General features: G+C 67.4%; 13 protein-coding genes and 1 pseudogene. 11 read left to right on the forward strand and 3 right to left on the reverse strand.

Features of this window, described 5'->3' with window-relative positions; all coding sequences use genetic code 11:
* Window positions 1-766 precede the first annotated feature (766 nt).
* From ACRB68_RS24395 to ACRB68_RS40590, 3 genes are all read left to right on the forward strand, one after another.
* Complete coding sequence (locus ACRB68_RS24395; RefSeq protein ID WP_153536247.1) at window positions 767-4,537, forward strand: SGNH/GDSL hydrolase family protein; 3,771 nt, start codon at window positions 767-769, stop codon at window positions 4,535-4,537.
* Window positions 4,538-4,666: 129 nt separating this feature from the next.
* Window positions 4,667-5,029: a hypothetical protein gene (locus ACRB68_RS24400; protein WP_153536249.1), complete on the forward strand. Its 363-nt coding sequence runs from the start codon at window positions 4,667-4,669 to the stop codon at window positions 5,027-5,029.
* A gap of 335 nt (window positions 5,030-5,364) precedes the next feature.
* Window positions 5,365-5,865, forward strand: coding sequence for a hypothetical protein (locus ACRB68_RS40590; protein ID WP_207709807.1), 501 nt, complete (start codon window positions 5,365-5,367; stop codon window positions 5,863-5,865).
* A 66-nt stretch (window positions 5,866-5,931) separates the two neighbouring features.
* Here the strand turns inward: ACRB68_RS40590 and ACRB68_RS24410 are convergent, their stop codons facing one another.
* Window positions 5,932-6,234, reverse strand: a complete 303-nt coding sequence (locus ACRB68_RS24410) for a putative quinol monooxygenase (RefSeq protein WP_153536251.1) — start codon at window positions 6,232-6,234, stop codon at window positions 5,932-5,934.
* A 75-nt stretch (window positions 6,235-6,309) separates the two neighbouring features.
* Between ACRB68_RS24410 and ACRB68_RS24415 the strand changes: the two genes are divergently transcribed.
* Together ACRB68_RS24415 and ACRB68_RS24420 are read left to right on the forward strand one after the other, a co-directional pair.
* Complete coding sequence (locus ACRB68_RS24415) at window positions 6,310-6,870, forward strand: AAA family ATPase (protein WP_153536253.1); 561 nt, start codon at window positions 6,310-6,312, stop codon at window positions 6,868-6,870.
* A 2-nt stretch (window positions 6,871-6,872) separates the two neighbouring features.
* Window positions 6,873-7,373: a hypothetical protein gene (locus tag ACRB68_RS24420; protein WP_153536255.1), complete on the forward strand. Its 501-nt coding sequence runs from the start codon at window positions 6,873-6,875 to the stop codon at window positions 7,371-7,373.
* A gap of 64 nt (window positions 7,374-7,437) precedes the next feature.
* Here the strand turns inward: ACRB68_RS24420 and ACRB68_RS24425 are convergent, their stop codons facing one another.
* Window positions 7,438-7,764, reverse strand: a complete 327-nt coding sequence (locus ACRB68_RS24425) for a hypothetical protein (RefSeq protein WP_153536257.1) — start codon at window positions 7,762-7,764, stop codon at window positions 7,438-7,440.
* Between the two features lie 216 nt (window positions 7,765-7,980).
* Window positions 7,981-8,184: a winged helix-turn-helix transcriptional regulator gene (locus tag ACRB68_RS40285; RefSeq protein WP_194293484.1), complete on the reverse strand. Its 204-nt coding sequence runs from the start codon at window positions 8,182-8,184 to the stop codon at window positions 7,981-7,983.
* On the opposite strand from ACRB68_RS40285, the gene ACRB68_RS40290 reads away from it, so the two are divergent.
* From ACRB68_RS40290 to ACRB68_RS24460, 6 genes and pseudogenes are all read left to right on the forward strand, one after another.
* Window positions 8,104-8,868, forward strand: a complete 765-nt coding sequence (locus ACRB68_RS40290; RefSeq protein WP_328594902.1) for an alpha/beta fold hydrolase — start codon at window positions 8,104-8,106, stop codon at window positions 8,866-8,868. The genes ACRB68_RS40285 and ACRB68_RS40290 overlap by 81 nt on opposite strands.
* A 363-nt stretch (window positions 8,869-9,231) precedes the next feature.
* Window positions 9,232-10,986, forward strand: a complete 1,755-nt coding sequence (locus ACRB68_RS24440; protein ID WP_153536261.1) for an NAD(P)/FAD-dependent oxidoreductase — start codon at window positions 9,232-9,234, stop codon at window positions 10,984-10,986.
* 10 nt (window positions 10,987-10,996) lie between these two features.
* Window positions 10,997-11,818, forward strand: a complete 822-nt coding sequence (locus ACRB68_RS24445; protein ID WP_153536262.1) for a class I SAM-dependent methyltransferase — start codon at window positions 10,997-10,999, stop codon at window positions 11,816-11,818.
* A gap of 29 nt (window positions 11,819-11,847) precedes the next feature.
* Window positions 11,848-13,596: a hypothetical protein gene (locus ACRB68_RS24450; RefSeq protein ID WP_194293430.1), complete on the forward strand. Its 1,749-nt coding sequence runs from the start codon at window positions 11,848-11,850 to the stop codon at window positions 13,594-13,596.
* A 121-nt stretch (window positions 13,597-13,717) separates the two neighbouring features.
* Window positions 13,718-14,020 (forward strand): annotated as a pseudogene (locus tag ACRB68_RS24455) (transposase); the annotation flags it as partial.
* Between the two features lie 26 nt (window positions 14,021-14,046).
* Window positions 14,047-14,400 carry a hypothetical protein gene (locus tag ACRB68_RS24460; RefSeq protein WP_153536266.1) on the forward strand — a complete coding sequence of 118 codons (354 nt, stop codon included), beginning with the start codon at window positions 14,047-14,049 and terminating at the stop codon, window positions 14,398-14,400.
* The last annotated feature ends 39 nt before the right edge of the window (window positions 14,401-14,439 follow it).

Here is a 14,439-nt window from a genome sequence, read left to right on the forward strand (position 1 = left end):
TCACTCCGGCCCGGTACGACCCGTTCGAAAACAAGAACTAAAGCAGTGAGGCCCGACGGGAAATCCCAGGCAGCAGGTTGAAAGTCAAGCTCAGTGCGTTTTCGAGAAAGTGGTCTGAGATGCCTTGTCTGTGCAATCTTACACAGCGCTTCGCACAGGATGGCAGGATGTCTCGGCGGCCGCACTACTTCCCAGTCCTGACCAACGATGGCTGATCCCTGGCCGAACCGCCACTCCACCGTTGGGCACCGGCTCGCCCGCTGGACACCCCCCACCCAGCCCACCAACGGCCGCCCGCCATCGCCCCAAGGGCGGGGTCCAGGGCCTCAAGCAGCCAACCCGTCACAGAACAGGACACTTCCCCGACCGTTCACCAACTCTGCCTCCAGACTTCTGATCGTCCTTCTGGACGCCTGGCGAACGAAGTGGTTTACATCCCGTCCTGAGATTATCTGTGATCTACATCATATTGCCTCGACATGTAAATACAGCAAGAATGCACGTCAACCTGCACCCGGTGACTGATTTTATCAAGGAATTAACTATCGACAGAAAATAAACAACAGTCGAGTCCGCCAGCGCAGAGGATTCACGGCGAGGACTTTCCCCGACCCTCAAGGAAAAAACTGGTCAATATGCACGGAACGGGAATTCTGTCCGGCAGTTCAACCGCACTCACCCCGCAAGGGCTGCCAGGCGAACAAACTAAGGAGAGTCATTGATATTCAAAAAAAGGGCGAGTGCATCATTATCGGCACTCGGCGCGATGGTGATCGTCGCCGGTCTCTTTCAGGGGCCCGCGCAGGCCGACCCAAGAGGTAGGACCAACCCTTCCCCTACTTCTTCTCCGAAAAACAAGGTATCCGCGCTAGCCGGGAAAGTATCCGATCCCGACAGGGCATTGCCGACCGGGTGGCGCAAGTCCAAGGACCGGGCGGTGACTTCGGACGGCGATGCCGATGGTTTCCACGTTCTGGCCGCCAACGCGGCAGAAGCCTATGCATGGCGAACCGTTGCCACCTTGGTCGAACCGGGGGTCACCACCGACCAGTGGATCGGCCAGTATTGCCTCACCGGTTCCGGTAGGCGCGCTGTCGTGGTCTACGCGCCTCGTCAGGTCGTCAACTTCGAGACCCGCTTCCAGAAGACGGCGTTCGCCGCTGTCGTGGACTTGAAGACGGGAACCGTGCACAAACTCGGTGAGATGGTATCCATCGCCTACCACAACCCTGGGTGCGGTACGGGCGAAGATGCTGTGCTCACCCGTGAGGAAACAGGTCCAGGCGCTCAACTGACCCGGATGTTCAGAGTCGATGCCACTACTGGCGCGATCTCCGGCAAGCTGACGATCAAGGGACAAGCCACATCGGCGGTACCTGCCGGCCGTGGTGTTGATTTCGCGCAGCAAGGCGCAGTCGTCCATGCTGATGCGGGCGGGAAGACGAAGGTCCTGGCGCAGACGGGTGGCACCCCGTTCCATCTGGCAGCGGAAAATGGCGGTGGCCTGGCTTACGAGGTAGCCGGCGGCGGACAGGTGAGCGTCCGTCGCCTGAGGTCAGGCAGAGAGCAGGTCATCGGCACGGCCACGCTCGGCTCGATCGAGCTGCAAGGCCGTGGCGGTGCGATCTACCTCACCGGTGCGGGCAGCTCGTCTCTCCTGCGCAAAGGAAGTCCGCCGGCGAACTGGCGCGCTTTCGAAGTCGGCTCTGATGCGGAGGTCTCCACACACGGAGGCATCGCGATCACGAGCTCGAGCACGAAACAGGAGGCCGCCGCTCGGATGGGCGTGGGACCTGCCAAGGGACCGGTCCCTATCGGCATCGCCGCAACGATCACAGGTACGGGCCGTCCGGCAACATTCTCTGTGATGCCGAACGCGATACGTCCCGCGGAAGGCACGCGGATGTCGCCGGCGCTTCGAACCCTGACGGGTACGGCCCCGGCCACCAGGAAGGGTTACAAGGCCGCCGCTGTCGACCCCTCGACGGTGACCTACGATCCTGATCGCACCTGCTCCATCCCCCGAAACGACCCGAAAATCCAGACGCTCCAGCCGACGGCGGCGATGGGTGAATGGGCGGCGGACAGGGCTGTCCAGGGAACACTGACCATCACTCGGCCAACGAACTGGAACCAGACCGGCAATACGGCGTCCTACACGCCGCAGGGCATGTTTCCGCCGCGTACAGGCGGCCCTCGGGTGCCGGCCCAGATCCTGCTCGGAGTACTTGCGCAGGAGTCGAATATGTGGCAGGCGTCCAGTCACGTGATCGACGGGCAGACCAGCAACTTCATCCAGGGTGGTTTTTACGGCAACAACGGTGACGTCCATACCGTCAACTGGGGCGCGACGGACTGCGGTTACGGCATGGCCCAGGTGACTGACGGGATGTGCTTGCAAGCATGCAAAAAAGCAGACGGCACCTCCGACACCCCCATGGCTGCAGACAAGCAGCGGGCCATCGCTGTCGATTACGCTGCGAACATCGCTGCGGGCCTCCAAATGCTCCAGGACAAGTGGATTCAGCTTAAGAATGTCGGGATGACCGTCAACGATGGCGATCCAAAGTATCTGGAGAACTGGTGGTTCGCACTCTGGGCGTACAACTCCGGCTACCACCCGCAAGGCGAGGACGCTACCGGGATGTTCGGGTTGGGGTGGACCAACAACCCACTCAACACCAACTACAAACCTGGTCGTAACGTGTTCATGTCGGACCCGAACGATGCCAAGACGCCGGGTCTGTGGAGCTACCCGGAACGGGTCATAGGCTGGGCCGCCTACGGGCTCACCCGCTGGGACTACGTCGCGAAGACCTACTCGAAAGCATTCGCCCCGGCGAGCTGGCCCTCCACGGCCAAGGCCGCACAGCCCGATTTCAAAACTTTCTGCGCACTCGACAAGAATCAATGCGACTCATCAAAAACCCCGGCCTGCCAGCGAAGCGACTTCAAATGCTGGTGGCACTATCCGGCGACGTGGATCAATCCGTGCAGTACGACCTGCGGCACGGAGCGCCTCACCTATAGCTCTACCGCCGCAGAGCCGCCGAGAACCGTGCCCAACGAGGACATGGGCACGTGTACCAGCCCCCTCCCCGCCTCAGCAGTCATTGTTGACGACGTACCCGCGAGTGCTCCGCCGGCGCTGGGCTGTCCCGACAGCAAGAACTGGACCCATCAAGGATCACTCTCCTTCAAATTCGGTTCGAAGGTCCAAGGAACCACGACCGTCTATCCCAGCAAAATCGACTTCCACCAGATCGGGGCGGGCTTCGGCGGGCATTTCTGGTATGCCCATACGCAGACCGAGAACACCTATCCCGATCAGGCGGTTACCGGGACTTGGAGCCCCGGGATGTCGATGGGCAAGTGGACTCGGGTGCTTGTTCATCTGCCGGCGTACGGAGCGCACACGCAGCAGGCTCACTACACGGTGAAACTAGGCAGCACGACGGTCGCCCACCGCTACATCCCCACGCGCATAGAAAAGAATGCCTGGGTCAGCCTCGGGGTCTTCGACTTCACCTCGACGACTCAGCAACCGAGTGTGACGCTCAGCAACTACACCAAGGATGGGACGGGCGTCGAGGACGTGGCCTGGGACGCGGCGGCGTTCGTGCCGCTAGCCGCCAAGCCGAAGAATTTCGTCGTGCAGCTCGGTGACTCGTATTCTTCGGGCGAGGGCGCGGGGCCGTATCTGCCCGGAACCGACATCGGATATGGCTCCAACAGCTGGAACGCCTGCCGGCGCAGTACGAACTCATGGATCCGCAAGACGACGTTGAGGGGCACCAGCGAGACGATCGGAACAGTCGCCGATCGGCCGAGCGACAGTACTCTGGATTACCATTCTGTTGCCTGTAGCGGCGCGTTCACCAACAACATCGACCCTGAAGGTCTGGGCGGGTTCGCCTATGGCCAGGACGGCCAGTTCCATGAGGTAGGACAACTCCAGTCCGGATTCCTCGACGATAACACCACGCTCGTCACCCTGACGGTCGGCGGAAATGATGCAGGATTCGCCGAAACCATCAAGAAATGCGAGCAAATATTCACCTGCCCCACACTGGCAGAGATGAACGCAAAAATCGACGCCATAAAGGGGAACCTGGTAACGGTACTCAAGGATATTCACAGCAAGGCGAAGTACGCCAAGATAGCCCTCATGGGTTATCCAAACCTGTTCGAACCAAACGCCAGTTGCGCGGGGGTCGGCCCCATGGGGCAGACACAGGGCATCACCGACCTGCTCAACAGTGCAGGAAACCACATGACCGCCGTGCAAAAACAAGCGGTGGCAGAAGCCGCCGCAGCCGGTTCACCCGTGAGTTTCATTGATCTCAACCTTCGGTTCGACGGGCACCGGATCTGCGCGGGAAGCCAGGAAGCGATCAATGGCATCGTAGGCGCTCAGGAGGGGCCTGGCGACTTTCCGTGTCAGATCAACACGGTCTGCGTCAGTCGGGAGAGTTTCCACCCGAAGAGCCTCGGCACTACGCTATATGCGACGGAGCTGACCAGCAAACAGCCATAGCCGTTCGCTCTGGTGCAGGGGGCGGCGGACGGCGTCCGTCGCCCCCGAGCCGAAGAGAAGGAAATGACGACCACAAGACCACGCGCAACGGCTGTCCTCATGGTGACATGCGTCTGCTTGTTCCTACTGATGGTCGCAGTCATCAAAGGATACGAAGCATTCATCTATTACCGACATGCAGACGACCGTGCACGAAAGGAGGCGGCAGCTTCGGTCGAACGTTTCAAGACTTCGCTATTGGCCGCCGGAGCTCACCTGCCGAGTCAGGGACAGGTCAGGCTCACCGCCAACAGAACCAAAGGAATATCGATACAGTCGATCAAGTCCACTGACCACGCCATCATACTGACCGTGCGCAGCATGGTTCGTTACCGCGACACCATTCTTCCCGGTGACGCTGTGATGAGCAGGTGCTTCCGGCTGGATATGGCCGAAAAACCGGGGCTGAATATCGTCACCACCGAAATCTCCTGCTCGGCTCCGCCTGCCTGATTACCTGTTCACGAACGACGTTTCCAGGGCGGCCATGAATTTCACCGGCCGGTCCCAGATGGCTTGGACTGGGGATATGGGCGGGCCATGAGCGGCGGATTCGCCGCCGGCTGATCCCCCCATCATCCTCGGGGCGGTCCTCAACCCGATCAACTCGACGATCATCGCCGTCACGCTCGTCCCCATCGGCGCCGCCTTCGGCGCCCTGCCCGCGCGGACCGCCTGGCTCGTCTCGGCGCTCCACCTCGCCACCGCGATCGGGCAGCCGGTCGTCGGGCGGCTCATCGGCCTGTTCGGGCCGCGCCGGATCTTCCGGCACCGGCCTGTTCGCCGCCATGCTCGTCACGCTGCTGCTGTTCCTGATGGACCCGGGCGCCGATTCGCTGTACCTGCTCGCGTTCACGTGGCGCGAGCTGCGCGCCCGCGAGCCGTTCATCGACCTGCGGGGGCTTGGCGGCAACGTCCCCCCTCGCCGCGTACGTCTTCGGCTTCATCCAGTGGTTGGAGGAGAGGCACGGGCTCTCCGCCGCCGCGGCCGGGCTCGTGCAGCTGCCGACATTCGCGCCGGCCAGCTCGTCGCGTGCGCGCTGATACTGTCCCTGGATGCGCAGCCCGGTCTGGGCGTGCTCGCCGTCACCTCGGCGTTCGGCGTGCCGCAGGGGCTCAACAACCTCGCGCTGCAGAACTCGGTGTACCGGCAGGCCGATCCGGAGCGCATGAGCGCCTCGTCCGGGTTGCTGCGCGCCTTCTCCTGCATCGGCTCGATGGCCGCGTCCGCGCTCGCCCACGGCCGCACGCGGGCACCGGCGGCATACACGAGCCGGCCTGGATCATGATCGGCGCTGCGATCCTGTACCTGCTGATCACCGTCGCCGGCCCCACGGGGCCGGCGCGGGACGGGGTCAGGCCAGCGGCGCGGCGACGAGCTCGATGACCTGCGCGGGGCCCGCCCGGAACGCCGGGCTGGCCGCGTCGGCCTCGACCATGTGCGGGGTGGCGTCGTGCGCGGCGAGCGCCTCCTGCGACGCCCACCGCTCGATAAGGACGAAACGGTCCGGATTGCCGCTCACCTGATGCATGTCGTACTGCAGGCACCCCTCTTCAGCCCGCACGATCGGTGCCAGCCGCTCGAAGGCCGCGACCTGCTCCTGGCCGCGGCCCGGGAGGGTGGTGATCAGGATGACGAGCTGCACCGGCTGTGACATGCGCGGATCCTATCCAGCGCCCCGGTGTCCCGCTTCGCCGGACCGGTCCATGCGACGTGCCTCTAGGGTGAACGCATGCGCAGCAGTGTCGTCATCCTGGCCGGGCCGCCGGGGGCGGGCAAGTCGACGGTCGCGGCGCGGATCGCCCGCCGCCACCCGAAGGCCGTCCACCTGCGCACCGACGACTTCTGGCAATACATCGTGGCCGGCGCGATCCCGCCCTACGAGCCGGCCTCGCGCGCGCAGAACGAGACCGTCATGGACGCCATCGCCGGTGCGGCGTTCACCTATGCGGCCGGAGGGTTCGTCACGGTGGTAGACGGGATCGTCGGCCCGTGGATGCTCGACCACTTCCGTAAGCAGGCACAGGTCCCGTTGCACTATGCGGTGCTGCGTCCGTACCGGGACGTCGCGCTCGCCCGCGCGCAGGGACGGGCCGCGCCGGACGCGCTGGTGGACCGGCATCCGATCCTGACGATGTGGGACCAGTTCGCCGACCTCGGCGTCCTGGAGTCCCACGTGTTCGACACCTCCGATGAGGACGTCACGGAGACCGAGCGGCGCGTCGCGGAGGCCATCGACTCCGGCCGGCTCCGGCTGACTCTCTATGCACGGGCAAAACCATGCTTTCAGTGAGGATGAACGACGCCGCGGTGAACGCGCTGGGCCTGCTGCGGGGGTGGCAAACAGCCGCTCCTCCGGGCGGACTCGCCGCGGGCCTTCAGAAACGCGCCGCGGAAGGCATCACCCGGCGCGGGAACGTCCTGACCTGGACGTCCTCGGTCGGGAACGCTCCGTCGACCTTTACCGATCTCACCGCCTGGGAGTGCGCGGACAGCTCCTGCCATCTGGAGGACAGCGTCCCCGTGCGGGTCTCCATCGTCGATGACGCCCCCGTCATCGACGAGGCCGGCCAAGTGCTGCTGCTCCGGCACGGCCTCGCATTCACCCTGGAGTTCAGCCGCCTGGTCTACGCGCTCGACCCGCCCGGACCGGTCCGCTGCATCCTGAGCGCCAATGAGACCAACGCGACCTTCCGCTTCCATCAGATCAGACCGGACCAGACCTGGCACAGCCCCGAGCTCGACCGCTACCGGCTCGAGAAGATGATCGTCATCGACATCGAGCCCACCACCTGACATGCCGGCCCCGGACTGCCGCCCCTCCTGGCGAGGAGCGGCGCGCTGATGGCGGTCGGGTCGTTCAGGGGATGCCGGCCGAGTACCGGGTGCCGCCGACCTTGTACTGAAGCCGAGCGCTGCTACCGACGATGCCGCCCCGGCTGCAGAGGGCCTTGGTGGTGCCGGTGACGACGGTGGTGCCCGTAGCGGTGTGGCTGAAGCCGAGGGCGTAGCACGTCGCCGTTCCAGCGGTACCGGATCTCGCAGCGCGGCTCGGCCGACGCGGGAGCGACCGTACCGAGCACCGCGGCCAGCGGTGCGGCAAGGGCGGCACCGTGACGACATGACGGGTGCGCGGGGAGATGTGCATGTCGGCCTCGCTTCCAGCAAGGTCAGGGACGTCGCTCATGATCATTAACGCGGGCGGCCACCGGCGACCCCGCTTGCCCGCGTGCACGGCCCGTTCCCCGCGCCGGCCAAACCGGATATGGCCCGGTGACGCGAAGGCGGGACAGGACGGCCCCGCCTTCCCGGCGACGGCCGCCCCGAGAGACATCGGGCCGTCGCCGCACGACACGTCGGCCATCGGTCCGCTACGCGGCGACCGCGCTCATCGCCCTTCCTGTCACATCTGCCGGGTCTCGGCGAGCCGGTTGCTGCGGTCGATCTCCGGCATGTGCGTCTCGGCCCAGTCCCGCAGGGCGGCGAGCGGCGTTTCGAGGGACAGGCCGAGTTCGGTGAGCCGGTAGTGGACGGCGGGCGGCACGGTGGCTTCCACGCGGCGCGCGACCAGGCCGTCGCGGACCAGGCTCTGCAGCGTGACGGACAGCGCGGATTCGGTGCGAGCAGCCCGGCCGCCTCCGGATACGACGCCGGCACCCTGGCCGGGAACGCCGCGGCGCTTCTCGCCGCACTCGGCATCTCCTCGGCCGCGGTGGTGGGCATCGACGCGGGCGCCCCGCCGGCCTTCCTCCTCGCGCTGCGCAGCCCCGGACTCGTCCAGCGCCTGGTCGTCATGGAGTCCCTGCTGGGCAGGCTGCCCGGCGCCGAGGACTTCCTCGCCAGCGGGCCGCCGTGGTGGTTCGGCTTCCACAGCGCCGCGCCCGGCCTCGTCGAGACCGTGCTGCAAGGCAACGAGGCCGCCTATATCGACTGGTTCCTGCACACCGGCACCCTCGGCGACGGGGTGTCCCCCGCCGTCCGGGACGCGTTCGTCCGCGCCTACACCGGCAGGCAGGCGTTGAGCCGCGCGTTCTCCTACTACCGGGCCCTGCCCGAGAGCGCGCTGCAGATCGAGCAGGCGACCACCGCCGCCCGCCTGACGATGCCGACCATGGCGCTGGGCGCCCGCCCCGTCGGCGCCGCGCTGGAACGCCAGCTCCGCTCGCTCGCCGACGACCTCACCGGACACCTCATCGAGGACTGCGGCCACATCATCCCGCTGCACCGGCCGGACGCCCTGCTCACGCTGCTGCACCCGTTCCTGGCCGGTGCGGACGCGAACGCGGCGTGACCGGGTCAGGCCCGGCGCGGGTCCCGGCCCACCAGGAGTTCCCTTGATTCTTGATCACGCCGTGCCGGACGCGGGCGGTCCGATCAAGAGGGAAATGGCTCGGCGGCAGTTCTTGATCGGGATGCGAAATCTACGTTCGGTGCCGCGCCGCGGACGCGATCCGCAGGTTTCCGCCCGGTCCACGATTCACAGAACCGGTGCGTTCGCACTTCGTCGCACAGGTGTTTCGTGATCATTTTTTCGACCGCGTGAGAGGTTTGCCCGGCGGATGGCGGCGTGCTTTCATGGTGGCGGGATTTGCTGAAGTTCTCAGACGGGCCGGAGCGCTATTCGCCGGGAAATGGGCAAAGCTCGGAGCAGCAGTTGCTGATACTCGTGGACCATGTCGTTCCGCCCGACGTGCTTTCCCTGGTGAACGGGGAGGGCGTGTGCCATCACCCCGTACTTGCGGGCCCGTCGCGCATCGCGGCGCTCATGCGCCACCGCCCTGACGCCCTGATCACCTGGACCCCGCTCGACGCGGCCGAGCGAGAGTCCTGGCAGGCCACGGCGGAAGGGGACCCGCGCGTGGTGGCGCTGCTGGGCGGCGGCCCGGCCCCGCACGACGACGGCGCGGAACCGGCCGTGCACCATCTGCCCGCCGGCGGCGTCCCGCCCCTGGAGCTCTACACCAGGGCTCTCGCCCTGGCGGAGCGCAACTGGTTCTCGGCGGTGGCCGGAGCCGGCGTCGCCGCCGGGCTCGCCGCCGCCGGGCGCGGCCGGTCGTCCGTCGCGCTGATCGGAGCCGGTGTCGTCAACCTGGTCACCGCGCTGCGCCTGGTGCGGGACGGCCACGAGGTCACCGTCTACGACGCCTGCCCCGCCCCCGGGGGCGACGCGTCCTGGGAAGCGCACGGATGCAGCTGGGGCGGCGGCGACGGGAGGATGTTCACCCTCACCGAGGCCGACGGCTACCACGGCAACACCGTGCTGGGCCCGGTCCCCTTCACCCGGCCCCTGGACGAGCAGGGCTGGTGCGTCGCGCCACCGGGCGCCATGGACCGGCAGGAGCTGTCCTGGGTCCTGGACAACCACCGGATCCCGGAATGGCTCGCCGCTTCGTTCACCTCCGACGTGCTGTCGTTCAATCACCTCGCCAAAGGCCTCTGGGACGAACTGATCTCCGAAGAATCCGACCTCTTCCAGGAGGTGGGATTCCGCGAGGGGATCCTCCGCCTTTACACCGATCCGGGGAGGCTGCGAAGTCAGATCATCCGCCAGCGGGGCCTGGGCGCTTCACTCGGCGAACTGACCTCCTCGCAGGTTGCCGCCTCCTATCCGGCCCTTTCCGCGGCACATGCGAACGGTGTCCTCGCCGGGGGGATCGAGGTCGTCGGCTTCACCGTCCAGATCCATTCGTTCCTGGCCCGGCTGGTCGGCATTCTGGAGAAGCAGGGGGTGCTGTTCCACTGGGAAAGCACCGTTGAGGGAACGGCGTGCGGGAAGGGCGGCCTGCACAGTGCCGGCGAAGCCCTTCAAGGCGACCACTACGTCCTCTCCCCGGGGGCGTACGGCGGAGAGCTGCTGCGCGGCACCGCCACGCACAACCGGATCCACGGTGTCCTGGGCAGCTGGCTCACCCTCCCCAACGTTCACCCGCGTCTGCGGAACTCCATCAAGATCAGCAGATCGGGGCATCTGGCGGAGGACGCCAACGTCACCGTGACGACGGACCCGTACGGGGACTCGCACCTGGTGGTGGGATCCGGTTACGGCTGGACGGGCGCCGACCCCCGGAACGTCGACCCCGGCCGGCTCGACTCCCTGCACGCCGCCGTCGCGGACACCGCGGCGACCTTCTTCCCCGAGGCGTACGAGCAGGCGCGGGACACCGGACTGCTCCAGACGAGCATCAGGCACTGCGTGCGCCCCTGGACGGCGTCGAGCCTGCCCGTCCTGGAGGTCGCCCGCAACGGCAACGGCGGGCTCGCCGTGGTGACCGGAGGCCACAACACCGGCGGGTTCGCGCAGGCCCCGGCGGTCGCCGAGGCGGTGGCGGCCGCGTTGCGCGGTGCGGAGCACCCGATGCAGGTGCTCTACCACCCCGACCGGCTGCAGATGTTCTACCGGCAACGATGAGGAGGGTGCGATGTCGCGCGAGGAATGGCAGAAGCGCGGAGGCCGGTTCGGGGAGGGGGCCAAGGTCTATGACAGGACCAGGCCCGGCTACCCCCTCGACAGTGTCCGCTGGACGCTGGGCGAGAAGCCGCGCACGGTACTGGACCTGGGGGCGGGCACCGGCATCTTGACCCGGGTCCTGCTCGAGGAGGGCCATCACGTCACGGCGGCCGAACCCGACGAGGCCATGCGCGAGATGATCGGCGCCTCCTCCGCCGAGCTGAGCGTGCTGCCCAGCTCCGCGGAGAAGATCGCCCTGCCGGACGGCAGCGTGGACGCCGTGCTCGCCAGCCACGCCTACCACTGGTTCGACCCGGAGCCGGCGCACGCGGAGATCGCGCGCGTGCTGCGGCCCGGCGGCCTGTTCGCCGCGCTGTGGAACCTGCGCGACGAGAGCGTCCCGTGGTCGGCGGAGCTGAGCCGGATCCTCAGCGACGAGGACGCCGGCACCGACCCCGAGACCCCTGCCGCGATCATGCTGCACGGCGCGCTCGGCGCGCTGCGCGACGGGGACCCCGACCGGCTGTCCGGCTGGCTGCGCCACCCCACGTTCGGCCCGCGGTTCAGCGCCATCGAGCAGGGCTTCTTCCCGCACAGCGAGACGACGACCGCGGCGGCCCTGCTCGATCTCATCACCTCGCGCTCCTACTACCTCAATTCCTCTCCCGAACGCCGTGAAGAGATCGAAGAACAGGTCAAGCGACTCACCGACACGCATCCGGATCTCGCGGGCCGGGAGGAATTCGAGCTACCGTACGTGACGGTCGTCTTCAAGGCCGTCCGGCCGGCCTAACCGCACATCAGCTCGGCAATGGGGTCAACATGCTCGCACCCACCGAACCGTCCATTTATCGCACAAAGGACGGCAAGGACATTCGCTGGGCCGGGTTCTTCACCGGGCACCGCGTCATGAGCGGGCAAGAGGTCGCCGCGTTCGCGCCGCCGCTGCTCGGCATCGACGCCTCCGCCGTTCCGAATGCGGCGGAGGAGAAGTTCATTTCGCACTATGCGCAGCCGGGCACGGAAAATCCGGCGCTGCTCCTGCATTCCGCCACCGCGACGCTACGGGCGTTCGAGGGCGACCTGGCCGAGGCGGCGGCCGGCCGCGACCCCCACGACGTGGCCACCTATGTCGAGGCCCGGTCCGCCTTCCTCGGCACGGCGAACGACCTGGCGGTCGGGCGCACCGCGCCGTGGCGGGAGGCGGTCACGCTCTGGGGGGTGCCCTTCGTCGACATCGGCGACCGGAGCCACTACTACCTGAGTCAGGCGCTCCTCGCGCTGGCCCTCGCCCACGAGGAGGGCGCCGGCACGCCGCTCGGCGAGGTCATCGAGTGGCTGCGCACGCACCCCGACGCGGTGGTCCGCGTGTACGCGCTCGACCTGGAGATGCAGATCTTCCTGCTGTGGCTGCTGGGCAAGGCGGGGCTGACCCGGCTGAGCACCGACGCGAACAAGCCGGTGGTCGCCCAGCGGTGGAACCGCAAACGGCACGTCCATCCGACCGTCGCGGCGGCCCGCACCGTGGCGGCGCAGGACGACGCCGAGGCGCTGCTCGAACGCGAGCAGTCGCTCAGCGAGGCCCATGAGCGGCTCGGCCTGCGGATCCCCGTGCTGCCGGGCTACACGGTGCTGCGCGCGGGCGTGTCGCCCGACGCCTTCGTCGCCGACGTGCTGGCCGCCGCGGAACTGCTGCGCACCCGGTACGGCCTGGAGCGGGCCGCGCTCAAGCCGAGCGAGGCGGGAGACGGCGCCCGGATCGTGGGGAACCTCGACCTGGCCGACCACGAGCGGCTCGCGGCCGAAGCCCGCGCGGCCCACGCGCACGGCGACGACCATCTGCTCGAGGCATGGGTCGACTTCCTCACGGTGGACCTCGGCGGCACCGTCCTGCCGGTCGTCCCTTCAGGACATTTCCGCAACGGGCGCGTCGCCGACGGGATCACCCTCCAGACGCTCAACGGCTACACCTGGTCCGGGAACGGGTACCTCGACGAATCCGCGTGGACCGACCTCGCCCTGCCGATCGGGACCTACCGCACGATCCGGGCGTCGCTGGAGGCCGTGCGGGAAGCGTTCCTCGGCCCCCGGAGCGTCCTGGACGGAAGCCACCGGGGCCTGGCCACCGGCGGTGTCGACTTCGCCGTGGGCAGGGTCGGCGGACGGTTCGGCGACCGGCTGCTGGTGGGGGCGATCGACTTCAACCTGTCGTCGCACGGAGCCGAATACCTCCGGGCCTTCCGGGACGTCGCGCACCGGGCGGGCGTGACCGACCGGTACGCGGTCACCCGCGTGTTCCAGCCTCCGGCGGCCCAGACGCTCGCCCGCATGGAGGCCACCGCCGCCGCCATGACGCCCCCGCAGGGCCTGCTGCGCGCCATCGCCTGCGTGCCGCGGCGGTGGGGAATGGTCGCCGCCACCGGGCCCGACCCGTCCACGGCCTCCCGGCGCGTCGGCGAGCTGGTCGCGGCGCTCACCGCCCGCGACGGCCCCTCCACCGGGCGGCACGCCCTCGTCCCCTCACAAGAGGGCGAGGCCGCCGAGGGAACACAGCCAACAGCCTGCCCCTAGGTTCTGTCGTCAAAGTGGATGCGGCCGGCTTGCCCGGTGGTAATCCATGGGTGTGGTTCGTCGTCATGAACCGACCGATGTCGAATGGGTGCCGTTGGAACCGCTGCCGCCGCAGCGGATGGGTCGGCCCCGGACGCGCCCTGATCACGTGGTGGCCGACAAGGGCTACAGCAGTCGGGAGATCCGGGTGTACCTGCGGCGACGCGGGATCGGCGCAACGATTCCCCAGCGTGCCGATCAGGTTGCAGGCCGGGTCCGCCGCGGCTCGCGCGGTGGACGGCCACCGGCCTTCGACGCCGAGATCTACAAACGTCGCAACGTGGTGGAGCGCTGCTTCGACCAGCTCAAGCACTGGCGCGGCATCGCCACCCGCTACGACAAGACCGCCGAGTCCTACCAGGCCGCCCTACTAAGGTGGCGGTGAACTTTGACGATCCGGATAACGGGGGCTTGGACGACCCCTATCGCACCGACGGCACCCGGCTGGAGGAGCAGACCGCCCTGCTGACGCGGCAGCACTGCGATCTGCTGGTGCTGCAGGAGTGCAAGTGGGACAAGTTCGGCAGTCGGCGCCTGAACGACCTCGCGGCCGCGCTGGGCGTGACCGGCCGGGTCCTGGTGCCCTCGCAACGCTACGGTTGCGACCTGGCGATGCTGGTCCGCGAGACCGATCGGCTGCGGGTTCTGGAAGAACGCCACGACCGCAGCAGCGGAGCGTTCTGGCACACCCTGGCCGTCCTGCGGATCCACGTCGGAGGCGAGTGTGTCGATCCTGTAAGGGTCTGCAGGCCCCCACGAGGGTAGGCAGGTGTGCGAGCCCTCGAAGCTCGGAGGTGCATTCAC

This window comes from Actinomadura macrotermitis (genome assembly GCF_009604375.1).
In the GTDB taxonomy this organism is placed as follows: Bacteria; Actinomycetota; Actinomycetes; order Streptosporangiales; family Streptosporangiaceae; genus Spirillospora; species Spirillospora macrotermitis.